General features: G+C 44.9%; 25 protein-coding genes, 1 tRNA gene and 2 pseudogenes. 16 read left to right on the top strand and 12 right to left on the bottom strand.

Annotated elements, in window-relative coordinates; all coding sequences use genetic code 11:
• Positions 1-19: 19 nt before the first annotated feature.
• Positions 20-463: a low molecular weight protein-tyrosine-phosphatase gene (locus ST37_RS10610; RefSeq protein ID WP_084886659.1), complete on the top strand. Its 444-nt coding sequence runs from the start codon at positions 20-22 to the stop codon at positions 461-463.
• A gap of 34 nt (positions 464-497) precedes the next feature.
• Here ST37_RS10610 and ST37_RS10605 read toward each other — a convergent pair whose 3' ends face one another.
• Positions 498-815 carry a DUF2750 domain-containing protein gene (locus ST37_RS10605; RefSeq protein ID WP_242426287.1) on the bottom strand — a complete coding sequence of 106 codons (318 nt, stop codon included), beginning with the start codon at positions 813-815 and terminating at the stop codon, positions 498-500.
• Positions 816-1,182: 367 nt separating this feature from the next.
• Positions 1,183-2,799 carry a methyl-accepting chemotaxis protein gene (locus ST37_RS10600; protein ID WP_084886064.1) on the bottom strand — a complete coding sequence of 539 codons (1,617 nt, stop codon included), beginning with the start codon at positions 2,797-2,799 and terminating at the stop codon, positions 1,183-1,185.
• A gap of 692 nt (positions 2,800-3,491) precedes the next feature.
• Between ST37_RS10600 and ST37_RS10595 the strand changes: the two genes are divergently transcribed.
• The 9 genes and pseudogenes from ST37_RS10595 (at position 3,492) to ST37_RS10555 (ending at position 9,273) form a co-directional block, all read left to right on the top strand.
• Positions 3,492-4,154 carry a hypothetical protein gene (locus tag ST37_RS10595; RefSeq protein ID WP_084886062.1) on the top strand — a complete coding sequence of 221 codons (663 nt, stop codon included), beginning with the start codon at positions 3,492-3,494 and terminating at the stop codon, positions 4,152-4,154.
• A gap of 246 nt (positions 4,155-4,400) precedes the next feature.
• The gene (locus tag ST37_RS10590; RefSeq protein ID WP_143698185.1) at positions 4,401-4,724 is read left to right on the top strand and encodes a hypothetical protein; all 324 of its coding nucleotides are present in this window, start codon (positions 4,401-4,403) and stop codon (positions 4,722-4,724) included.
• Between the two features lie 41 nt (positions 4,725-4,765).
• Positions 4,766-5,653: a hypothetical protein gene (locus ST37_RS10585; protein WP_143698184.1), complete on the top strand. Its 888-nt coding sequence runs from the start codon at positions 4,766-4,768 to the stop codon at positions 5,651-5,653.
• Positions 5,654-5,717: 64 nt separating this feature from the next.
• Positions 5,718-6,245: a hypothetical protein gene (locus tag ST37_RS10580; protein ID WP_084886057.1), complete on the top strand. Its 528-nt coding sequence runs from the start codon at positions 5,718-5,720 to the stop codon at positions 6,243-6,245.
• Complete coding sequence (locus ST37_RS20010; protein WP_172400982.1) at positions 6,214-6,354, top strand: hypothetical protein; 141 nt, start codon at positions 6,214-6,216, stop codon at positions 6,352-6,354. Before ST37_RS10580 ends, ST37_RS20010 begins: the two co-directional genes overlap by 32 nt.
• 60 nt (positions 6,355-6,414) lie before the next feature.
• A complete protein-coding gene (locus ST37_RS10575) occupies positions 6,415-7,320 on the top strand; it encodes a hypothetical protein (protein WP_143698183.1) in 906 nt (301 codons plus the stop codon).
• Between the two features lie 25 nt (positions 7,321-7,345).
• Positions 7,346-7,540 carry a hypothetical protein gene (locus ST37_RS10570; RefSeq protein WP_084886053.1) on the top strand — a complete coding sequence of 65 codons (195 nt, stop codon included), beginning with the start codon at positions 7,346-7,348 and terminating at the stop codon, positions 7,538-7,540.
• 20 nt (positions 7,541-7,560) lie between these two features.
• Positions 7,561-7,884 carry a hypothetical protein gene (locus tag ST37_RS10565; protein ID WP_084886052.1) on the top strand — a complete coding sequence of 108 codons (324 nt, stop codon included), beginning with the start codon at positions 7,561-7,563 and terminating at the stop codon, positions 7,882-7,884.
• Positions 7,885-8,212: 328 nt separating this feature from the next.
• A pseudogene (locus tag ST37_RS10555) lies at positions 8,213-9,273 on the top strand (IS3 family transposase).
• A 228-nt stretch (positions 9,274-9,501) separates the two neighbouring features.
• On the opposite strand, the gene ST37_RS10550 reads toward ST37_RS10555, so the two are convergent.
• The 3 genes from ST37_RS10550 to ST37_RS10540 all read right to left on the bottom strand — a co-directional run bounded on the left by ST37_RS10550 (position 9,502) and on the right by ST37_RS10540 (position 13,319).
• Positions 9,502-9,577: transfer RNA gene (locus ST37_RS10550), tRNA-Arg, on the bottom strand.
• 218 nt (positions 9,578-9,795) lie between these two features.
• Entirely contained in the window at positions 9,796-11,403 is a 1,608-nt protein-coding gene (locus ST37_RS10545; protein WP_084886048.1) for a methyl-accepting chemotaxis protein, read from the bottom strand.
• Between the two features lie 782 nt (positions 11,404-12,185).
• Positions 12,186-13,319, bottom strand: coding sequence for a flagellar assembly protein FlgT (locus ST37_RS10540; RefSeq protein ID WP_084886046.1), 1,134 nt, complete (start codon positions 13,317-13,319; stop codon positions 12,186-12,188).
• 175 nt (positions 13,320-13,494) lie between these two features.
• Here ST37_RS10540 and ST37_RS10535 point away from each other — a divergent pair, with 175 nt between their 5' ends.
• Entirely contained in the window at positions 13,495-14,136 is a 642-nt protein-coding gene (locus ST37_RS10535; protein WP_084886657.1) for a FlgO family outer membrane protein, read from the top strand.
• Positions 14,137-14,174: 38 nt separating this feature from the next.
• On the top strand, positions 14,175-14,606 hold the full coding sequence (locus tag ST37_RS10530) for an LPP20 family lipoprotein (RefSeq protein ID WP_084886044.1): 432 nt from the start codon (positions 14,175-14,177) through the stop codon (positions 14,604-14,606).
• A gap of 150 nt (positions 14,607-14,756) precedes the next feature.
• On the opposite strand, the gene ST37_RS10525 is transcribed toward ST37_RS10530, so the two are convergent.
• Positions 14,757-15,299 carry an XRE family transcriptional regulator gene (locus tag ST37_RS10525; RefSeq protein WP_084886042.1) on the bottom strand — a complete coding sequence of 181 codons (543 nt, stop codon included), beginning with the start codon at positions 15,297-15,299 and terminating at the stop codon, positions 14,757-14,759.
• 82 nt (positions 15,300-15,381) lie between these two features.
• Between ST37_RS10525 and ST37_RS10520 the strand changes: the two are divergent.
• Positions 15,382-16,572 (top strand): annotated as a pseudogene (locus ST37_RS10520) (benzoate/H(+) symporter BenE family transporter); the annotation flags it as partial.
• A gap of 5 nt (positions 16,573-16,577) precedes the next feature.
• Here ST37_RS10520 and flgN read toward each other — a convergent pair.
• The 3 genes from flgN to flgA all read right to left on the bottom strand — a co-directional run bounded on the left by flgN (position 16,578) and on the right by flgA (position 18,153).
• Positions 16,578-17,003 carry a flagellar export chaperone FlgN gene (gene flgN / locus ST37_RS10515; protein ID WP_084886039.1) on the bottom strand — a complete coding sequence of 142 codons (426 nt, stop codon included), beginning with the start codon at positions 17,001-17,003 and terminating at the stop codon, positions 16,578-16,580.
• A gap of 30 nt (positions 17,004-17,033) precedes the next feature.
• Entirely contained in the window at positions 17,034-17,342 is a 309-nt protein-coding gene (flgM, locus tag ST37_RS10510; RefSeq protein ID WP_084886037.1) for a flagellar biosynthesis anti-sigma factor FlgM, read from the bottom strand.
• Positions 17,343-17,430: 88 nt separating this feature from the next.
• Complete coding sequence (gene flgA / locus ST37_RS10505; RefSeq protein ID WP_084886035.1) at positions 17,431-18,153, bottom strand: flagellar basal body P-ring formation chaperone FlgA; 723 nt, start codon at positions 18,151-18,153, stop codon at positions 17,431-17,433.
• A 125-nt stretch (positions 18,154-18,278) separates the two neighbouring features.
• Here flgA and ST37_RS10500 point away from each other — a divergent pair, with 125 nt between their 5' ends.
• Together ST37_RS10500 and ST37_RS10495 are read left to right on the top strand one after the other, a co-directional pair.
• Entirely contained in the window at positions 18,279-19,208 is a 930-nt protein-coding gene (locus ST37_RS10500) for a chemotaxis protein CheV (protein WP_084886033.1), read from the top strand.
• 12 nt (positions 19,209-19,220) lie between these two features.
• Positions 19,221-20,048, top strand: coding sequence for a protein-glutamate O-methyltransferase (locus tag ST37_RS10495; protein ID WP_084886031.1), 828 nt, complete (start codon positions 19,221-19,223; stop codon positions 20,046-20,048).
• A 19-nt stretch (positions 20,049-20,067) separates the two neighbouring features.
• On the opposite strand, the gene rrtA is transcribed toward ST37_RS10495, so the two are convergent.
• Positions 20,068-20,628, bottom strand: coding sequence for a rhombosortase (rrtA, locus tag ST37_RS10490; RefSeq protein WP_242426278.1), 561 nt, complete (start codon positions 20,626-20,628; stop codon positions 20,068-20,070).
• Between rrtA and ST37_RS10485 the strand changes: the two genes are divergently transcribed.
• Complete coding sequence (locus ST37_RS10485) at positions 20,608-21,216, top strand: tRNA-uridine aminocarboxypropyltransferase (protein WP_084886028.1); 609 nt, start codon at positions 20,608-20,610, stop codon at positions 21,214-21,216. The two genes, rrtA and ST37_RS10485, sit on opposite strands and share 21 nt — an antisense overlap.
• On the opposite strand, the gene ST37_RS10480 is transcribed toward ST37_RS10485, so the two are convergent.
• Together ST37_RS10480 and yfbR are read right to left on the bottom strand one after the other, a co-directional pair.
• Positions 21,213-22,514, bottom strand: a complete 1,302-nt coding sequence (locus ST37_RS10480; protein ID WP_143698195.1) for an anti-phage deoxyguanosine triphosphatase — start codon at positions 22,512-22,514, stop codon at positions 21,213-21,215. The genes ST37_RS10485 and ST37_RS10480 overlap by 4 nt on opposite strands.
• Positions 22,515-22,583: 69 nt before the next feature.
• A complete protein-coding gene (gene yfbR, locus ST37_RS10475; protein WP_084886026.1) occupies positions 22,584-23,183 on the bottom strand; it encodes a 5'-deoxynucleotidase in 600 nt (199 codons plus the stop codon).
• Positions 23,184-23,221 lie beyond the last annotated feature (38 nt).

The raw sequence follows: 23,221 nt of genomic DNA, 5'->3' as shown, positions 1-23,221 counted from the left end.
TAGCGTTTTAGTGGTTTGTATGGGCAACATTTGCCGCTCACCAACGGGTGAGGCTGTACTACGAGCAAAAGCTCAAGCAAAAGGACTGGATGATCTTCATATAGACTCGGCAGGCACCATTGGCTATCACAAAGGCAATCCTCCCGACCCAAGAAGTAAAAAAGCGGGTGAAGCTCGAGGTTATTCGTTTAAAGGAATAAAATCGCGCAAACTTGTCGAGAAGGATTTCGAAACGTTTGACCTGCTATTGGCCGCAGATCATGCAAACCTCGCCGATATGCTCGAAATGGCACCTGCTGAGCATAAACACAAAGTAAAACTGTTCTTAGAGTTTGGTCACAGTGGACATTCAGAGGTCCCTGATCCCTATTATGGAGGCAATAAAGGCTTTGAAGTGGTACTCGATCTTATTGAGGAAGCAAGTGAGCAGATATTGTTGCAAATAGAAAAAGAGATGGCTTAAGGTTTGTGGGGCATCAGCCCCACAAAAAATCAAATTACATACGCTTTTTGAGCTCAAATTCAAATTCGTCTGGAAACAGCACGATCCCTTCACCATTTTCGTCGGGATAGACCACCACAGATAGATCGTCTTCTGCTAGGCCAACAGTCCAGCGGCTTTGCCATTTAGCGGTAGAAATAGCTTCTGCGGTAAACCCTTCCCACTCTTGTGTTGCCCAAGCAAGCGCATCTTCTTCCGAAGGCCAAACTGGCACGCATTCTTCTTCTTCGGTATTGAGTAATACACTTCCATGCTCGTCAATTAAAAGCCAAATCTTACGTTGCGACGCTGCCGCCTTAAAAAATTGATTCATACGTTCGGTTGGGTCTTTCGAAATAGACATATGTTCGAGCCTCATTTAATGGATAAGTAGGTTCATATCGACCTATGGGGTGAATGATGTCAGGAAAGTGTGACGGTAGCAATGCTAGCCTGCATGCTTTTCTGTTTATCATCGGCGTACATTGCCAATCCAAAAGAAGCCACTCATTGCAGACGGTACTCAGTGAGTGTAGCGAAGCATCGTGATCCCATCGTTGTGCTGTTAAATATGGGATAAGTATATGCGCTGCGAGGGCGGGGGGCACCTTTCTTGAAGGCTTCGAGTATTTAATATTGCTCAAATAAAGGGGTACACAGTCGCTACTGCGTACCCCATTCAGTCTAAGTTGCTCTCGTCACTAAATTTTGAACTGCTTAAGTTCTTGATTGAGCTGGTTTGCGGATTGGGCTAGCGCTTCTATTTGGTGGTTAAGGTGTTGCGCCGATTTGCTGATTTCCAAACCTGCTTCGCTGATATGATCGACATTACTATTTACTTCTTCGGTCACGCTACCTTGTTGCTCGGTTGCGGTAGCGATTTGAGAAATCAGGTCGTCCGTATCGGATAACGCTTGCTGAACGCCGTTTAATAAAGTTTGCGTCTGCTTAGCGTACTCGTTAGTCGACTGCACAATAGTCTTTGACTCTTCACTGGAGCTAACCGCCTCATTCGACTGGCGAGTGAGCACATCAATAGTGGACTGGATTTCGTTGGTAGACGATTGTGTCCTCCCAGCCAATTGCCTTACTTCGTCGGCTACAACGGCGAAACCACGCCCTTGTTCTCCTGCGCGAGCGGCCTCAATGGCTGCATTGAGAGCCAGTAAGTTGGTTTGCTCTGACACGTCCTGAATCACTTTAGTAACAGATGTAATGTCACTAACGCCCTGTTCGAGCGCATGAGTCATTTCGCTAGAGTGACTTATAGACTGAGTCATCTGCTGCACCGCTGATAAGGTTTCATTCATTAGCTCATAGCTCACATTGAGATCATCTTTGACACTGCTGCTATTGCTTGACGCAGATTGAGTATTGCGAGCAACGTCATTAATGGTTGCGCTCATTTCTGTCATTGCCACTGACAGCTGAGAGAGTTGTTGTTGCTGCTCCTCTATGCTCTTTGCACTTTGTGAGCTTATTACCGAGACATTTTGCGCCATCTCTTCGGCGCTCTTACCTGCTTCTTTGGCTCTGACCAAGGTGTTTCTAAGCATGCTTGTTGAGTGTTCAAGAGCTAAAGCAATGTCGCCAATTTCGTCTTTGCGAGCCAGTGAGAAATCAACCGATAGGTCGCCTTTTTCAAGCTCACCGACTCGCACTCTGAGTTGTTGAAGTGGGCGTGTAATATCCAAAACGATCCAACGAGAGCAAAACAGCAAAATAGCGATACTGACGAACGAAAAAATTAACGTTGAGCGAATAGCAGACCAAAATGCCTGATCGATGTCGTCGGTAAATACACCACTCCCCACGATAAGCCCAAACTCAGGCACCAGTTGAACGTACGAGACTTTATGGTGGACGTCGTTTTGAGGTGACAACCAATCGTACTTAACAAAACCCGCTTTATTCGATAGCGCTGTTCGAGTCATCTCCGCCCAATGCAAATGACCACTTGCATCGGAAACTTGCGCCATAGACTTTCCTTCACTTGATTTACGCAAAGGGTGTAAAACCAAATTGCTATTTGTATCGGTAACCCAAAAGTAGTTGCTGCCGTCGTACCGAACATGACGTAGGGCGTCAATCGCCTGCTGTTTGGCCAGCTCTTTATCGCTTGGGTATTGGGCCGCAAAGCCACTTAACATAGAAGCCGCCGTTTCGACTTGTTGCTGAATGCTTTGCTGCCGAGTCTGGTGCATATCAAGATAGTTTTGATGCAAAATCACGTAGCAGTTGACGAAAAGTAGTGCAACTGAAAGAGAGATAAGCACTCGCATTTTGTTGCGAACATTGAAATCCTTTAGGGAGAGCATTAATTAATGTGTCCATATTTAAAACCAACCTCTACTTTAAGAAAAACGGCATCAAATTGGCAGTTAATATTGTCACAAAACAATACAATAAAGCTCTTTTTTTAATCAGTTTCTTGTCTATATCTGAGTAGCTATCGCTTTTTTTAATCGCTGCGATGAGCAGTAATGCGCTGACGCAATTAGTCACTATTTGGCACTTGCTTACAGTTGGTAGTGATAAATGGGAGAACGCGGCTATTTATTCTGAGTATTGGTTTGGCGTAATAGAGTGGACAAAAAGAAATAAACTTTTGCAGTGTTAAAGTTTATGTCTGCTAATGGGTCAAACTTCTAAATTGATAAAAAGACTAAAGGCTTAATTGTTACTAATCGTAAACTTATGATTCATGTCTCTTTTAGCGTACCCCATATGATTAAGAATATGAACTCAAATTAACCGCTCACTTTTGCTCGGATGCTGGTATTGGTGGCAATAAGGTAGATGGCTTATATGCCTCGAAACGTGTTTTGATGGCATTAAACTTTCACTATTAGAATTGTCATCATGTAAGTTACAGACCTCACAGTGCGTACTAATAAGCGCCGCCTAAGCTGCCATTATAGATGTATAACTTGATATATATCAAAGGCTTATATTATACAGGTTGATATTCTGTAACTTCGGACCGGTATTTACTTAAAGGAATATACAATTGAAAAAATTAAGTTTAGTCACCATTGCTGCCGCAACTGGGATAATCAGCGGGTGTGGTGCGGTTAATAACTCTCTAGCTGAAAAAACACAAATGGTCGAGTATTACCGCATTTTTGACATTCAAACGGATATTGATCGTCAAACTGTAGCTGAACTGGCAAGCAATGGGCTGGGTCAAAACGTCAATTCAGCTGAAGAATCACAACCATTGATGATTGGTTATCAGGCACCCGAAAAAGCAGGCCAATTTGAATTGGTTAATCCATTTGAAGGTCACCAACTTGAAGCGTTAATGGGTGCACAAAACAGCATTAAAATGGTTGTTTGTAAAGATGCGACGTGGATAGCAAAAGCGAAACGTGAAGTGGTTGGTTCTGACAGTCTCGATTTGACAGCTTGTTTATTTCCATACAAAAATGACGCTACTGAAGGTTATCACCTCAACCTCTACGCACAATTTTCTAAAAAAACGGGTGGACTAGAACAGATTTCGCGCTCCATGGCTGATGCGATGGTCGGCACACCTGAAGAGTGGACTGAAAAAACGTTCCTCGATATCGTACGCAAAATACAAGATGAAGCTGGGGCAACCATCTCCTATTTGGAAGGGTATCCCAAATTGCAAGGTACGCCGTGGTTAGATTCAGGTAGCAATATTTAAAGTGCTGCTTCGGGTAACTTAAAGTCCCTTAAGAAAAGCCAACCGCTACCTAAGTTGGCTTTTTATTTAGAATGCCAGCGCCCACTATGTCAATGCCTTCCTTTGTAGAAACATCATACTCAGTTCTTGTCTGTTGCTAGTTGTGTTTTGCCATAGATTAGCTAATTAGTTCTCAACCAATACAGCGAAATCTATAGCATGAAAATGTCCAGAATCATTGTGGAACAGGTCGCAAAATAACCACATATGGGGTTGTCATGGGGCACACCCAAGAACCCTCCATGCTCTGGCCTATCTATTGAAGACATTACACAGGTCGATTGGAGCTTGGTGAACCTCGATGAATGGGTAGCTATTCTCATTAAAACAGGGAGCTTCGTGGATGCTAGTAACGTCAATATGGGCACATTAACAGGCGCAGGGTCGTCGTTAGACTTTACCGATGATGGGTCCAAAATGTACTGGAACGAAATGAAGAGCGTTTTGAAGGTGTTGATATTGATGAGATCAGACGCAGCGCCTACGAAGATGGTTGGAATAAAAACCAGTAGGTTTTGGAAGTTAAATTAGCACGTTATTTCATTAATGAGATGGAACAACAAGGTATTCCCATGAAAAAACTAGCGCTCGTTTGTATCACTATTTCTTCGTTCGGTTTGTTTGGGTGTAAGTCAACACCTGTGCAAATTGATGCTCAACCTTTGATGACGAATCACAGTGAAGCCTACAACATTGCAAATCAAACGGCTTTATTGCGCGATAAAAGCCCACTAAAGGACTTCACTATAGAGGAAGTTGCAGATATTGAGACTGAGCTTAACAAGCAAAGCAACGGTGGCAAGTATGTAGCCGCTCTTGGTGCGTTGAGTGTACTCAGTGGAAACTTAACAGGGGTGATCGACATTGCGGGTGGTAGTGCGTCAATGATAGCAAATAGTGATCATGCGTCTGCGTATTCTCGTTGGATTGTCGCGATTCCCAAATCAGAGTTTAGTGACATCGGTCAAGCACAAAAGTACATGCTAAGTGAAATCGAAAATGCAGCAATACAATACTTTGGGCAGTATGGAAAAGTGTATTTTGGAGACTCATCGCTATCAGGACATATTAACTTGTTCCTAGATTACGAGGGACAAAAAATAAACCTCGGTCTGTATTCTAATCCGCATTTTCAAGACAACGTACATGGGGTAGAAACATATTGGAACGTGACCGATGAAGATGTCTATTTATTTGGGGCAGCTAAGAGGGCGTATGTCACATCAGAAGTGGCTATTGGACCACCTGCTTTATCTCACCTACTCGTCAACAAAGTGACCGATAAATCTTATAGCCAGATCCAAAAAGAGTTCACAGCATACCTACCTAGTGGATTTTATATGTATATACCCTCGTTCCCGCAACAGTACATTCACGGTGAGGGCAAGTATCAGGCACTAAATCATATTGTCCCATCAATCTACACCGAAGGTCGTCAACTCGATTTCATCAAGCCTTAAACTTTAAAATTAGAAGGAACTAATAATAAAAAAACTCTTTTTCACTGCACTCATATCAGTTGGATTGATTGCCGGTTGTGGCGGTGGCAGTGGTGATAGTGGCAGTGGTGACAGTGGCCGCGATGGTGATGCTAAAGGCCATCAAGTCGAAGCGACATATTCGCTAGTAGCCCCTAGCTTAAATGATCCGCAGTTGCTTATGATGGCAAAGTTTTGGAAGGACAATACTTTCGAAATATTCGTTGCCGCACATGGCGAACCCTATAAGGCGTTCGGCTATGCTAACAAGATAGTAGAGCCATTTTCTCACACGATGGAATTAGTTGGGGAAAACAACGATACGATTGAGTTAAGTTTTACGCTTGAGGATCTAGGGTTAGATGCCTATACAAATGTACAAGTGCCAATTTCTGCGTCCATCGACTCACATAATATCAACATTAAATCTGTTCTAGGGCAGGTAACACCAATGGGTTGGCCCGATCAAGACTACGAACCAGGACACTTTGACTCACTAATGCTGCACTCAAACGATTCAAACGACACACTTGAGATAGTCAATGATAAATTCGTCGTTAGACTTTACCGATGATGGGTCACGACAAAATGTACTCGAACGAAATCAAGAGCGCTTTGAAGATGTGGATATTGATGAGATCAGACGCAGCGCCTACGAAGATGGATGGAATAAAAACCAGTAGATCTTGGAAGTTAAATTAGCACGTTATTTTATTAATTAGATGGAACAACAAGGTATTCCCATGAAAAAACTAGCGCTCGTTTGTATCACTATTTCTTCGTTTGGTTTGTTTGGGTGTAAGTCAACACCTGATCAAATTGATACTCAACCTTTGATGACGAATCACAGTGAAGCCTACAACATTGCAAATCAAACGGCTTTATTGCGCGATAAAAGCCCACTAAAGGACTTCACTCTAGAGGAAGTTGCAGCTATTCAGACTGAGCTTACCAAGCAAAGCAACGGTGGCAAGTATGTGGCCGCTCTTGGTGCGTTGAGCGTACTAAGTGGAAACTTAACAGGGGTGATCGACATTGCGGGTGGTAGTGCTGCCATGATTGCTAATAGCAACCATGCGGCAAGTGAACCTCGTTGGATTATTGCTGTTCCGCAGTCAAATTTCGCGAGCATAGAAGATGCTCAAGTGTATGTGCAAGACACAATTGAAGCGGCAAAGGTGCAATACCTATCTCAATTTGGTTTGGTATCTACTCAAGACAATCCTTATTCAAAAGGACTTAGAAACACCACATTGACCATCGGTTCTGAGTCTTACGATGTAGGTTTTTATACTCCGGTAAACACTGAAATCAGGAATCGTGTTAAAGGTGTTGTGGCTACGACACCACTAAATAATGAGCCTGTTTACTTGTTTGGTGCTGATAGAAGGGCTGAACAATCACAATACTCTGTAGCAGGAACTTTCACGCCACACGCATTGCAAGTGAAGGGAGGGGTTAATCAAAACTATGATGAAATGATGCGCGAATTTACTAGTTTATTGCCAAGTGGATTTCATCTATATAGCCCGTCTTTTCCTACACAGTACGAACGACAAGATGGCGGCATGACAGTGAAATACAGCATTAACAAAACAGTCCCATCAATCTACACCGAAGGTCGCCAACTGGATTTCATCAAGCCTTAAACTTTTAAATTAGAAGGAACTAATAATGAAAAAACTCTTTTTCACTGCACTCATATCAGTTGGATTGATTGCCGGTTGTGGCGGTGGCAGTGGCAGTGGTGATGGCGGCAGTGGTGACAGTGGCCGCGATGGTGATGCTAAAGGCCATCAAGTCGAAGCGACATATTCGCTGCCGCACATGGCGAACCCTACAAGGCGTTCGGCCATGTTAACAAGATAGTAGAGCCGTTCTCTCATACGATGGAATTAGTTGGGCAAAACAACGAAACGATTGAGTTAAGTTTTACGCTTGAGGATCTAGGGTTAGATGCCTATACAAATGTACAAGTGCCAATTTCTGCGTCCATCGACTCACATAATATCAACATTAAATCTGTTCTAGGGCAGGTAACACCAATGGGTTGGCCCGATCAAGACTACGAACCAGGACACTTTGACTCACTAATGCTGCACTCAAACGATTCAAACGACACACTTGAGATAGTCAATGATAAATTCACACTGACCTATCAGGGATGTATTTTCGAAGGGACTGTGACGGGGCAAACCACTACGCTTCTTTGATGGATGTTACAGGCGTTAAAATCACTTATGAGTCTTGCGGTAGCGGGACAAGTAACCTTGCCTTAGAGCTAATGCACCAACGTTATGAACTTGAGCAAGGTTTAGTGGATAACTACATAATTAATGGAACGCCTCTAAATCGACTTGTAATGCTGAATTTTACGAATTTGGAAGGCTAGTAACTTACCAGTTCGTTTCTATCATGTTAAGCCGTGTAGCAATACTCGGCTTTTTTTTGCGCCCTAAATTTGGAAAATAAAATGGCGTGATCCGCCCCAGCAGTTTAAGACACCGAGTTAAGTGAGCACAATCACTAACGAGGTGAACAATGACAACTAACAAAACTAGAATTACACACTCCCCTGAATTTAAGGCAGAAGCTTTGAAGCTATCAGAGAAAGTGGGAGTTGCTGAGGCAGCTTGGGTTGCACGAATCCCAGCTCTACGGTCGGCGTAAGGCAATTAAAAAAGACACCAATACCAGTCAGCGTGAAAGAGATCTCGCTGCTCAAGTCGCCAAGCTAAAGAGGCAATTGGCTGAGCAAGCAGAAGAGCTAGATATCGTAATAAAGGCCGCCACCTACTTCGCGAAAAATCTAAAGTAGATTGTTTCGAATTTATGCTCGAACACCCTCTGTGCTTCAATGTTGTCCACATGGCTAAGGTGTTCGAAGTTTCACGAAGTGGGTTTTATTACTGGATTAAGCATTGCCACAAGGCCATCTAGCATGAGGCAATACGCCAAAAGCTTGATGAAAAAGTCAAAGAGGCTTTTAACAATAGTAAAGGTCGTGATGGCTCAAGGTGCTTCTAGAAAGAGCTGATTGGGAATGGTGATAGCCGTAATGTTAAGACCATTGCCGCCAGTATGAAGCGACAGGATTTAACGCAACGGCTCCGAATCAAAAATGGGCGGGAGATATCACATATATTGCCACGAGCGAAGGCTGGTTGTATTTGACTGTCATCATCGGCCTTTACTCACGATAAGTGATCGGTTGGTCAATGGATACGAGGATGACGGCAACTCTGGTCTGCGATGCATTGTCTATGGCTCTGGTTCTGGTTCGTCGAGGGTTCCCTGAGCATGTTATTATTCATAGTGATCGAGGTAGCCAGTATTGCTCACAAGACTATAGGGACATAATAAGTGTTTATAATCTAAAACAAAGTATGAATAGAAAAGGAAACTGTTGGGATAATGCGTATGTTGAGAGCTTCTTCCATTCTATGAAAGTCGAGGCGATCCAATACGAACCGATCGTGACCAGAAGTGAGATTCGCCAAACGGTCTTCGAGTACATTGAGGTTGATTATAATCGGACGAGAAGGCAAAGTGCTCTTGGGTATCTAAGCCCAGTTAACTTTGAACAGCAAAATGTCGCTTAATGAAGTGTCCAGTCTTGCTGGAGCAGATCACAGAGCAAATCTAACTAAATTGGTTTGTCATTGTGCTTTACCATTCAAAAATAATGAAAGACGGCACCATTTTTAATTGTTGAAGCGTGAAAAATAGGTGAAAAGACCTAATTACTCTAGATTTTACTTAATTCGTCGGCACCACAGATTGGGATTTTTTTATTGCATGTCTGATTTTTAACGAAAAATAGCGGCAAGTGGCGTCCCCTACAGGATTCGAACCTGTCTCTCAAGCTTAGGAGGCTCGCGTTCTATCCGAATGAACTAAGGGGACACATTGCGTATGCTAACACAGTGTTTGATAAAGTGAAATTTGTGCAACTCTCTAATCCTAAAGCAGATATGCGGTACTTGAAAGTAAGATAATACGACGTATTGCGCTGTTACTTTTATCCAAGTTGCTGTTTTGATAAATGTAGGGGACTCACCGAAATGATAGGTCAGATCCCCTAGGTGCGGCTTGAAGCTTATCCACGCTGCTGCGGTGCTAGTCTAGCGAGTCACTGAGACAGTCGCTCCGAGGTTATATTGATTCAGTTGCAGCTTTAGTGACTCAGACATTTTGGTCAATGTAGCAATTTCGTTTTCCAGCGAGTCAACATTATCCATTGTTTTGTACGAGTGAGTGCTGATTGAGGTGACGTTTTGGTTCATCTCTTCGGCAACGCTAGATTGCTCTTCGGCTGCGGTGGCAATTTGCATATTCATGTCATTGACGTCGGCCACGGAGTTGGCGATATCGGTAAAGGCATCCTCTGTGTGCTGAATTTGCTCGACCGAAAAACGCACTTTCTCTAGTCCAGCATCTACGGCTTCAACCGCGAGGGCGCTTCTGTGCTGAAGACTGTCGATCATGGTTGAGATTTCTACCGTCGATTGTTGGGTTCTGGATGACAAACCTCTTACTTCATCGGCGACAACCGCAAAGCCTCTGCCATGCTCCCCTGCGCGCGCTGCTTCAATTGCCGCATTTAGGGCTAACAGGTTTGTTTGATCCGATATACCGCTGATGGAGTCGGTGATATCTCGGATTTGCTGACATTCGCTTGCAAGCTCATTAATCGAAGCTGCAATGGTTGATAGACTTTCTGACAGCTCGATAATGGTGTCACGCGTGGATAACACCACGGTTTTTCCGCTATCTGTTGCGTTATTAGCATTAGCTGCCAGCTCTGATGTGCGTGATGTATTTTGAGCAATTTCATTTACCGTTGCGCTCATTTCATTCATCGCGGTAGCCACCAATTCAGTTTCGACGTGCTGCGCATCCATACTTCCTCTGGTTGTGGTGCTCGCGGTGCTAAGAGCATTCGTTGCGTGAATGAGATCTTGCGAGGATTCGCTAAATCGACCAATAACGGCTTTTAGTCGACCCTGAAGCATCTTAGCAGACATGACGGTTTCACCAATTTCGTCTTGTTTAATAACCTCAATTTTTTCGGTCAGGTCCCCTGCCGAAATACGTTGGATAATGGTGTTGAGTCGTTGAACTCTTTTAATAAAATCGACATTGATCACATAGAGCAGCAAGCCCATTAGACCGACGATCCAAAGGTTTGCGGCAATATGAACAGCATCGAGGTTAAAGAGTGTCCCATTGCTCCATTCCATCAATAATACAGACAAAAAGAGCAAGCCAACCATAACATTGGTTTTTGCTGCCAAGCTTAAGGTCAAAAGAACATTAGGCTTAGAAATTTTCTTTTGTGGGTCTGCATTTAATGTGGAATATAAAGATTGGGCGTCGGTGATCTGCTTTCTAGTGGGGCAGCTGCGTATCGATTGATACCCAATTTTATTGCCGTTCTCAAATACGGGGGTGACGTAAGCGTCAACCCAATAGAAATCTCCATTTTTACAGCGGTTTTTTACTAGTCCTTTCCAGGGTTTATTCGCTTTCACTGTCATCCACAAATCTTCGAAAGCCGCCTTTGGCATATCTTTGTGGCGCACGATATTGTGATTGGCACCAATCAGCTCATCTTCTGAATACCCACTAATCTCTATAAAGTCGCGATTGCAATATTGGATGACGCCATCTAAATCGGTCACTGAAACCAATGTGGCGTTTTCATCAAACATTATTTGTTTGTATTCCATGTAGTCATACCTACTAGTCTATTTCGAATTCTTGTTCCGTCGTATGCATTGACGTCTTTTCAAATGAAACGTCAACCATGGACATCGCTAGCTCTTGTTACGATTTGTTACGGTTCGGCACTTTAACCGAAAGTACTAGGAGGTTTTGTGTCCTTGATCAATAGAGATCAATGTCACAAAGTGCGTAGAATGATTTAGTTAGCTTTAGCTAACTGAGCATGCACAATTAGTGGTAAAAATGAGAGGTTGTGGGTGATGATGACGCACGTCGCGATAGGCATAGATATCTTAGAGGGAGATAGTCACACAAAATTGTTGCAAATGGCCAAGACAGTGGCGCAAACCCATCACAAAATACAATGGAAAAGGTTATCCGCACCGCTTGACGGGAGAAGAGATCCCTCAGATAGGTCGAATCTCGGCAATAGCCGATGTATTCGATGCGCTTACCTCAACGCGTTCGTATAAAAAGGCATGGATTGCTGATGCGGCGTTTAGCCTTATTAAAAAGGAAAAAGGAGCGCTTTGACCCTGTATTGGCCGAGATGTTTCTCAAGTTTAAACCTGAAGTCCTGGACATTATGCAGAAGTGTTCAGACTGATATCGTGTACTCGGTTTAGTCTAAACCGAGTGTGCTAACAGGCTATGTCTTATGGATAATAGGATTATGAAAGTGGTTGTTGGATGTGGCAAGGTATCGCCGCACCCAACTTTTTTCTCGCGCTGATTAGCAGCGACGCGTTTTAGCTACTTGCAACCAATCAGCGCAGAGTATGAACGGCTAGTGAACCGCTTTGTGCATCACATCGCCTAACTGGATGCTCGTTGCCAGCTCTGGCTGCATCACTTTCAGCTCAGCCTCTTGGTCGTAAACTCGAGACACTTTCAGCGTGATATTACTGGCGGTGACTTTGTTGCGAGGATTGCCCGCCTGATCAATGAATGCACCGGTATGCCAAAGTGACAATTCATCATCCACTTGTACTCCGTGTATTCGCCCTAAATCTATCGTTACTGTGTCACCATAGACCTTGACCACTTGAGGAAGCGTAATTTTGCATGATAACTCGGACTCTAAGTCGAGCATGATGTCACGGCTTACGCGCAGCAGCATTTCTCCGTAAGTAGAGCTCCAAAATCGCCCACTCGAGGTATCCACTAAGCTGGTTTTTGCAAATGGCCAGCGCGCAATTTCGCGGTAGTTTTTGCGAAACACTTCGTGACCGGTTTTGCCATCCAAAATACTTACATCAGCGGCAAATTGACGATTAATCACATCCGACGATAGAAGGCTGCTCTCTATGGTGGCGGTGAGATCGGTGATTTTTCCTGAAATTAAGTATTGAGCCGCATAGTCTTGAGCTACCATAGTGACCATTGACGGATTGTCTTTATTTAATGGGTAGTTAGTGGTGCCAACCGACAAAAAGCTTAAAGACTGTTGGTCAATTTGCCTGTCTAGCACCCGGCTAAAGTCGTCGCCTAGTGAGTATATTTGTCCCATCACCGCTTGCTGTGGGCTTTCGATATCAAAATTGCCGACCAGAAACGTCTTTTTATATTGCCCCACTTGGCAACCATTTGCCGATGGGTAGATATCGAGGCGGACACGCAGCGTTTTTTTGCCGTTTCGAGTTCGCTCATCTATCACTTCAATAAACCGGATTTCGTGGTTAGTGAATTGATATTGTTCACGGTCAACTTCGATAAATTCGGTCAGCAGGCTGATGGTCCCTATATCGGCACCCGCGAACGCCATTGCTTGATAAATCGCGTCGTTTAATGCGTGATATCGGGCGGTACTGTCCGACGCCACAACGGTTGCGCTGCCTTCGACTTCAAACCATTCGGCTTGAACTATTGGTGCAGTAACTAGCGTTATAAGGTGAACAAGGAACAATAATGCTCTCTTCATGATCTCTAAATCCGTTTTGGTATGGTTATTGCTAAGTTTCTAGCATCGGCAAAATGATAATCACCAGAGCGTATAAACAGAGCTTTTTATTTGACGCACAAATTTAAAAGCAAAGATTGTTCCAATGTCGAGTTAGGAACCGTTCCAGTGGAGAGAGATGGACATGAATAAATGGATGGCAGTAAAGAAGTGGATGGTATTGCTGTTACCAATTTTAGTCGTTGGATGTGGCTATTCGCCCATATACAACGGTAAAACGCCTTACCAAGGCTCGCGCTTTATGTTGATGGATAACCCAAAACACACCCTCGACTTTTTCGTCGAATCGATGACTGAAGAATTGGTGACATCGAATACGGCTGTGTCGCAACGAACACCCGTAGCCGTTGCGTCTTTTGTAGACCTTCAGGACATGGGCAGTGCGAGTTGGTTGGGCAACACCGTATCAGAGAGTTTTATACATCAGTTGCAACGCCGAGGGTTTCGGATTGTTGACTACAAAACAACAGGATCAATCAAAGTTACGCAACATGGCGACTTTGCGCTGAGCCGCGATTTGAAAGAGCTACAAGACAGCCATGAAGTTCAATACATTCTGACCGGCACAATGCTGCGTCAAGAAGGTGGCGTTATGGTGAATGCTCGACTCGTCGGTATGAAGTCCCACGTAGTTGTGGCGTCAGCACAAGGCTTCTTACCATCGGATCGCATTGGTCGCGACCTAGATACGATGAACAGTGTACGTCAACAAGACGGGGTGCTTATTCGCACTGACCCAAAATACTCTAACCCATATACTGTCGTGTTACGTCCATAGCAGGATACACAGATTGAGAGAGTCTGTAGGAGATCGAGATGAGAAATTGGATTTTTTGCCTGGTGGCTTTAGTACTAGTTGGGTGCCAACCTTTAAACGCCACTCGTCAAGGTGAAGTGTTAACCGCAGTAGGTTATTCGAGTATTACTGACCAAAGCGGTCGTGATAGTCAAGAAAAGCAGATTAAAGCAATGCGCGCGTCCAAGTTAGATGCGTATCGCGAGTTGGCTGAGCAAATTTACGGTATGCGAATATCCGGTCGTTCGGATGTGCAGAATCAACGTTTGTACGATGAAGAAACGTTTGGTGCTGTTGATGGTGTTGTTCGCGGTGCTGAAGTGGTGAGAACATACACCGTTGGCGATAGTTACGTTACTGAGCTTCGTCTAGACATTAACAAAATGGATATGCTGCGCGACTACGGTGAAGTGCAACATGTGCCGGCGAAGCGTCAACAAACTTTATTCTAAGGCTTTATTGTGCGAGCCTGTTGGAAAAGCCATTGGTGGTCTACACCGATGGCTTTTTTTTATTGGAGGACACATTAAACAATCTGATTCAACTTTTATATGGTGGATGTTTTTTAAACCCTTCATTCGGTCCATGCCTCTAGGTGAAACTTAGATTATTGGATAACTGACAATATTATGGAAGATCACGGTCTCAGTGACAGCCTCATAACCGTGTGGTTGATCCGCGTAGAACCGTACACTTTCCCCTGCGGTGAGCGTATGCCAAGTGTCATTAAACATCAGCTTGAGCTTGCCACTTATGACATGTACATGCTCAATTACCCCAACCTGATGCGGCGATGATAATTGCTGGTGACGATCGGTTAGCGTAATTTCAAACACCTCTATATTGGTGTCTGATTGAAAAGGAAATAGCGTATTTACCTGCATATGCGCATCGCAAGGAAAGGTTTTTTCACTTTGCTGCAATTGCGGATCGTTGCTAAAAAAAGCGGAAAATGAACTGTCTAGGCCGCTACTGATTTTCCAAAGCGTAGCGATCGTTGGACTCGATTCTCTACGTTCTATTTGGCCCAACATCGCTTTGGATACTCCGGTAAGCTGCGCAGTGGCATCCAAACTTAATCCACGTTTTTTTCTAAGACTTTTCAGCTGGTTGGATATCTCAGCCTTAAATTTGGCATCTTTCATTATACGTCCTTTGTTGTGCGTTAAAGCGCACAATGATATTGTTCGTGCGTAATAACGCACAACAAGTTTACCACAAACGTTAAGGCAATCATGGATGAATAAGCTGTTAAATGTGAGTCATATTACTGCAGGATTTACTGCTGTTTTGGTTGGTTATACCAGCTCAGTGGTTATCGTCATACAAGCCGCCACGACACTGGGGGCCACCCCAAGTCAAATTGAAAGCTGGTTGCTTGCGTTAGGCGTGGTGATGGGAATAACCTCGATGACTTTTTCGTGGTTTCTTAAAACGCCAATACTAACCGCTTGGTCAACACCAGGAGCGGCTATATTGGCCAGTGGCAGTTATATCTATGATCTGCAAAGCGTTATTGGGGCATTCATGGTGTCTGGCTTTTTGATTGTGCTTACCGGGCTGATTAAGCCCTTGAATAAACTCATCAAAGCGGTGCCTGCTTCACTTGCGAGCGCTATGTTAGCGGCGATTGTGCTGCCTATTTGCTTAGCGGCCTTTGGTACTTTATCGAGCACCCCAGTACTATTTGTTGTGATGTTTCTAGCGTATATCATCACAAAAAAGCTGGCGTCTCGATACACAATGTTGGTGGTGCTGGTCGTCGGTATTATAGCGACATTAATAAGCCCCCAAGCGGCACTGTTGCCCAGTACCTTCGACATGGCCAGGCCCGATTGGATCGCCCCTCAATGGAATATCGCTGCGATCATCAACATTGCATTGCCTTTGTACTTAGTCACCATGTTGTCGCAAAACCTTCCAGGGATCGCGATGTTAAAAAGCCATAACTACGATGTTCCTGTGGGTTCGATTTTGCTTGGGACAGGGCTATTTAACCTATTATTTGCCCCGTTGGGAGCATTTAGCGTCAATTTGGCTGCTATTTCGGCGGCGATCTGTATGAATAAAGACGTTGATTACGATCGGGCGCAACGGTATCGAGCTGCCATGTGGGCAGGGGTGTTTTATTTATTGGCCGGGGTATTTGCTACTAGTGTTGTAGCGCTTTTTCTTTCGCTGCCGAGTGAAGTGTCAACAATCCTGGCCGGATTTGCCTTGTTAGGAACACTACTTATGTGTTTGCACTCTGCTTTTAGCTTGGAGGGCAATCAAGAGTCAGCGCTGATTACGTTTTTAGTGACGTTATCTGGCATTACTTTGCTAGGAATCAGTTCGACGTTGTGGGGATTAGCGTTTGGCTTTGTGTATTGGCGAGTAATGCGCATTCGCGAGCAGCATTCACACTCTAAGCTGTAACGGGATTAAGCTTTGACTTTCGTCCCTAACGTTGAGGAGGTGTGAGTCAATCCGCCAGAATTGTAGGTCATGCCAATTTTTCCGTGGCTTTGCTGCAACAAATTGTTCAATTTTGTGTAGCTGATATTGGCACGTTGCAATGCCTCACCGTTGAGTTGGTTAAGAACTTGGCACTCTTGCATAATGTTTCGAACGGTAGTTACTTGGGTATCGAATGCGTCAGATTGTGATAACTGTTCGAGATCTGGATGTGCGGCAATACGCTGATCGGTAGACTGGATTTGTGTAACCAGTTGAGATTTTTTTTGCGCGATCGACTCAATCTCCGCAGAATGTCTAGCGGTGATCGCGTGTTGTTCGAGTTGTAAAACATCTAGGAGCTCACGGGTATTTTTAACCTGAAACTCCAGCAAATCGTTTAAAGCAGCCATTTTCTCTCAAATTGGCTGACTAATGGGCGGTTAAATATCAGTCAGCTCTTGTTCAAACTTTAAAATATTCGTTGCCAGTTGTTCTGCATCGACAACGTATGACCCGTTCGCAATCGCTTCTTTAATAGATTGCACTTTTGCAGCATCGAAGCTCGGCTCTGCGGCCATTTGTTGCTGCATTTGATTAATGGCTCTACCTTGGTCGCTCACAGATACAGAATCTGAACGAACTGGGCTTTCGTTTTTTGCCGTGTTCGTGGTTTGACCGCCCGATTCCGCTTTTGAGTTACGGGCCATCGAATAGGCCTGTCCAGTTCTGATTTGGTCTATACTGGGCATAACATACCCCTTTTAGTTACGTAAATAGTGTCAGTACTAGCCATATCGACCAATTGAGGAGGTTCTTTAGCACTATTACGGATCTTTTTTAAAACCGCACCGTCACTTCACCGACGCCGCTTACGGTAGCATCAATTATACGTTGAGATTTACTATTTTTCACCTTTACTTGTTCACCAACCGATCCATCACGCATCGCTTCTCCTCGCGTAGTAATGGTCATTTCTCCCATATTGGCATTAATGACTACCGTATCGCCTCGACACACCGCACACACATCTTTACGTTCAATCACTTGGCCAACTCGCAGCGCCCGCTTCGATTTTGAACCAACAATAGCCTCAAATGAATAGAATCCTTGACGACGGTAAGCTCGTTGTTCAATGGACTCAATGGCCAAATCACTGGCAGTAATGAGCTGCCCGCGAGCAATTGGCAACTTTGTGATCACTAAAGGGACGGTAATGGTTGAGCGCACAGGGACATAGACTTGCCAGTCTTCTCCTGGGCATTTAACTAACACCGTGACTCCGCTGGATTTAGCCGAACCAGAGGTGCTGAGATCATAGCCGCTGTCGCAAGCACTCACTTTTAGCCGCGAGTCGATATGTGCCGCTTCTAAGACAATGTCGCCAAAATCGGGAACGGTAACAACGGTGCGAGCGTACTCTTCAGCAGCTCGTTGAACGCGCTCTGTGTCACTTAATGTCTCATTATCTGTTTGGGCGGTACAAAAAAGACTAAAGACAAGCGTTATAATGCCGATAAGCTTGGTAACGATGGAAGTCACTTTTCTATTTTGATAGGTCATACGTCATATTATCGTAGAAATCGCCCATGTTTACAGTATATAATACGTTAAACTTTCAGGGCAAAGTGGATTCCCCACAAGACTACCATGAACCGCATGGAAATTATTGACATGGAGAGGAGCCAATGACGGGTATTTTAGATTCGGTGAATCAGCGCACACAATTAGTGGGACAAAACCGCCTAGAATTGCTGACATTTAGATTGATGGGACGCCAGAGGTACGGCATTAACGTATTTAAGGTGAAAGAAGTTCTGCAATGCCCAAAACTCACCTCGATGCCAAACTTGCACCCTCTAGTTAAAGGGGTAGCACACATTCGTGGGAACACGATTTCGGTTATCGACCTCAGTAAAGCCATTGGTGGGCGACCAACCCAAGACATCGAAAAATGTTTTGTGGTGATCTCTGAGTTTAACCGTACCACTCAAGGTTTCTTAGTCAGCTCGGTTGAGCGAATCATCAATATGCATTGGGAGTCTATCTTGCCACCACCACAAGGGGCAGGTAAGGCCAACTATCTAACGGCGGTGACCAACATTGATAATGAACTTGTTGAGATCCTAGATGTAGAGAAAATCTTAGCAGAAATCTCTCCACCAGCTGAAGAGATGGATTCTAGATTTGCGGAAGAAATTACACAGCAAGAACAAGCCAGTGAAAAGGAAATTGTGCGCCGCATTCTGATTGCCGATGACTCTACGGTTGCGAGGAAGCAAGTACAGCGCGCCATTGAAGCATTAGGCTTTGAAGCCATTGCGGTAAAGGATGGACGCGAAGCTCGCGATAAGCTGGAAGAAATGGCTGAGCAAGGTAGTATCTACGACCAAATTTCGTTGGTGATTTCAGATATTGAGATGCCAGAAATGGACGGGTACACGCTCACCGCTGAAATTCGACGAAATCCCGCACTGAAAGATTTACATGTTATCCTACACACATCACTAAGCGGTGTGTTTAACCAAGCTATGGTTGAGCGCGTCGGCGCAAACGAGTTTCTTGCTAAGTTTAACCCAGAAGAGTTGGGTGCAGCAGTGAAGAACGCAGTTATTTAATATAGGTAGTCGATGAGTGTAATCACCATAAACGAACAAAGTTATCGAGATTTTTGTCGCTTTTTAGAATCACAGTGCGGCATTGTCTTAGGTGACAGTAAGCAATATTTAGTTCGAAGCCGATTGAGTCCACTCGTCAATAAGTTTGGATCTGCCTCTTTAAATGATCTTCTTAAAGAGGTGATCACAGGCCGCAACCGTGAGTTGCAATTAGCCGCAGTAGACGCGATGACCACCAACGAAACCTTATGGTTTCGGGACGGTTATCCCTACACGGTATTGGCTGACCGTATTTTACCTGAGCTTGCAGCTAGGAAACGTCCAATCAAAATCTGGTCTGCTGCCAGTTCGTCAGGCCAAGAGCCGTACTCGATGGCGATGACGGTATCCGAGATCCAAGCAAAGCGTCCCGGATTTTTACCCAACATTTCTATTATTGGTACCGACATTTCAAGCAGTATGCTGCAACAGTGTAAAGCTGGCGTTTACGACAACCTTGCCCTGGGTCGAGGTTTATCTGCTGAGCGAAAACGCGCTTTTTTTGAGCCCGCAGACGGCGGGCGAATGAAAATAAAGGACTCGGTAAAACGGATCGTTTCATTCCGCCAGCAAAATCTGATGGAAAACTACACCCTTTTGGGAAAGTTTGACGTGGTTTTTTGTCGAAATGTACTGATTTACTTCTCACCGGAGATGAAGTCAAAAGTGCTCAATCAAATTGCTAACAGTCTCAACCCTGGGGGGTACTTGTTGCTTGGTGCGTCTGAGTCATTGACTGGCCTGACCGACAGGTTTGAGATGGTACGCTGCAATCCCGGCATTATTTATAAGCTTAAATAAGCGCACAGCTATTATGGGGTCAGAGTCGAGTCTGGTCTCTAATTAGGGCGATAGTGAGTCCCAAAAGGGCGCCGTACAGATGCGCTTCAAACGCTATTGGTGCGTCAATCAATGCTTGCGTTGGAGACTCGGGGTTAAACAGCGTTTCGTATCCTACTTTTAGCACCAGTCCGCCAACAAGCAACCAACTGCTTCGCCGACCATTAAGCGCTTCTCTGAGTGCAAACCACCCAAATAAGCCATGCAAAACACCCGAAAGCCCAGCGTATTGCTGATAATCACTGTTGATCAAACAAAAACCAACCAGAGGGGTCAGAGTCAAAGTAGCAATTAGGTAGATGCGAGCGGGTGGGGTAAAGATGAGCGCAATAAATACAAAGCCTGCCGCATTCATAAAGAAGTGATTCCAATTGGTGTGCAGCCAATTGCCTGTTACTATTCGCCAGTATTCCCCGTTGCTAATAGCCAATCTGTCCCAGACTAATAGGGGCTCTAGGTGCATGGCCTGTATTAGGGCAAGCAGCAATGTCACAACGAGTAACAGTAAGTAAAGAGCGCGATGTCCCGATATTGTGAACAATGTGGTAAGACCCAGTATTTGTGTATTTGTCAGCAAAGTGTGCGGCAAACTCACCGCATTAAGATCATCATCCTGCAACACCCAGATGAAGTCAAACGCCCGCTTTCTACAGCGATAATTGCTAAGCAAAATTTGCAGTTTTGCGACATTTTAGTAGGTGAAGACTTTAGTTCGGATCCACGCCTGAATCGACGCCTTGAGCAATACAAAGGCAAGATTGGCGTTCTTTTTCCTACAGAAGATTCAGGTCTTATCGAAACGGTGCCCCGTAGCGCAAAAACAGCAATAGACGCGATGATAATTATTGATGGAACTTGGCGAAAAGCCTATAAAATGTGGCAGTTGGCTCAGGCTCTACATGTGTTGCCACAGTTCCATTTACCCGAATCCCTAAAAGGCAATTACCGTCTACGAAAAGCACCATCGGACAATGCGTTGTCGACGGTTGAGTCCATTGCTGCGCTGCTAGCGATTGCAGAAGACAATCAACAGGCCAGTGAGCAGTTACATAATGTCTTTGACCACATGATTGAGCGGCAAATGGCGCGCATACCCGATGAGGTCAGAGCGCGCAACTATCGCACCTAGTATGAGGAAGAAAACAGCTGAGAGTGCAGTTTTTGCGCGTAACCGTCGGTCATTGCAGAGATGTAGTCGCAAATCACTCTCATTCCATCGCCAGCGCTGTGATGCGAAACCAACTGCCAACGCAACCGTGTTGCGTCCGGTAGCAGACGTTCGGGATCGGTAATTAACGCTTCGGAAAGCTCCAGCAAGATTTGCTGACCTCGATATTCAATAATTTGGACCTCAGGAACCCGAATGACAAAGTGACTCACAAAGTGCTTAAACACCGTCAGTGCATTCATCAGTGGCTCGCTCAATATAGCGTTTAGCCGTAGCAGTGGATGATCAAACTCTGGCTGTTCGACAATGTAGGCACTGGTTAATAGTGCGTTGACAATCCCCCCAATGGCGTCTTTTCTCAGGTAATGCTCACCAGAAAAAAGCTGCTCACTCAGTTGACCAATGTTTTGTTCAAACCACGGATCGCCACACTCTGCTAGACGACTGGCGCCGCTCTCCATCCATTGATGTTTGTGGACTTTTCCTAGGACGATGGCGTCTTCTAAATCGTGCACACCATAGGCAATGTCGTCGGCCAACTCCATAATAGAGCAGTCTAGCGATTTAAAACGCGTTTTACTGTGTGCTGCCGGCCCGGGGGCTGGAAGGCGTTGGCTTATGCGCTTTTGATCGTTGTTTGACAGCGGCTCTAAGACCCACTTCCAATCAAGGTGGTCACAATCGTAGATCCCTTTCGCGGGCGCCCAGTCAGCGGCTTTGAGCTGGCGAGGATTGTCGATTTCTTTGGTTGGTTGCTGCTTTCGCACCTCACTTAACAAACATGGGTACTTTACCAGCCCAAGGACGCTGCGCCGAGATAAGTTCATGCCGTTAGATTTAGTATAAGGCTCTAGGTGATTCACAATGCGAAACGTCTGCGCGTTGCCTTCAAATCCACCGTGATGACGCATCATATAGTTCAGCGCTATTTCCCCCCCGTGACCAAATGGGGGATGCCCAATGTCGTGGGCTAAGCAAAGTGATTCAATAAGACTGTCGGAGTTAAGCCATGCGCCATGTTCGGGGTGTTTGGATTGCAGCTGGGCAAGAATGCCAGAGCCAATTTGCGCCGCCTCCAAAGAGTGTGTTAATCGGGTCCGATGAAAGTCGTGGCTGCCCGCGCCATGAACTTGAGTTTTTGCTTGTAGGCGTCGAAAAGCGGCGGAATGCAATACACGAGCGCGATCCCGTTGGTATGGGTCACGGTGATCATTTTGTCGTGTTTTTTGTTCTTGATTTTGGCGTTGCGTCCAAGCCATTTGATCTTGAAATGGCTTAGATTTTTGCATGTCCGTAGGCTGCATAAGCACTCCTTGTGCCGCGTAATGTTAGCTTATTTCATCGAGGTTGAGTTCGAAGCTCGGCGCGAATACCTCTAAGAAATAATCCATCTCGGGTGAGCGTCTTTTGTCTAAAGTCGCTTCTAAACGTCGTTTAGCCAAGGTGTATTCGTGATTCCCAGCAGCGAGCTCTTCCAAGCATTTTAAATAGGCGCAGATTGAATCGGCTTGTTTAACAATGACAGACTCAGCGCAGTGAGACTCTGCTTCGACTAAAAAGGGGGCAAAATCGTCACGAAACTCTTCTGGCAGCATACCGAGTAGTTTTTGCTCTGCTGCGCGTTCGATTTTCTTGTATTCGTTCGCAATGTCGGGATTAAAGTACTTAATGGGAGTCGGTAAATCGCCGGTAAGCACCTCACTGGTGTCGTGATACATACCAATAAGCGCTGCTTTTTCTGGATTAACTTGCCCATCAAACTTTTTATTTTTGATGACAGCTAATGCGTGTGCCACAAAGGCGACTTGTAAACTGTGCTCTGAAATGTTTTCTGCCGTGATAGAGCGCATTAGCGGCCAGCGCTGGATCAGCTTCATTCGAGCAAGATGTGCGAAGAAGTGGCTATGTGGGGTAGATTGTTGGCTCATGCACGTTCTCCTATTATTTTAGCCGCTGCACCAATAGC

Origin of the sequence: Vibrio sp. qd031, assembly GCF_002100145.1 — a bacterium.
Lineage (GTDB): Bacteria > Pseudomonadota > Gammaproteobacteria > Enterobacterales > Vibrionaceae > Vibrio.
The sequence above is the reverse complement of the archived record's forward strand: the minus strand, read 5'-3'. Positions and strand labels throughout refer to the sequence as shown.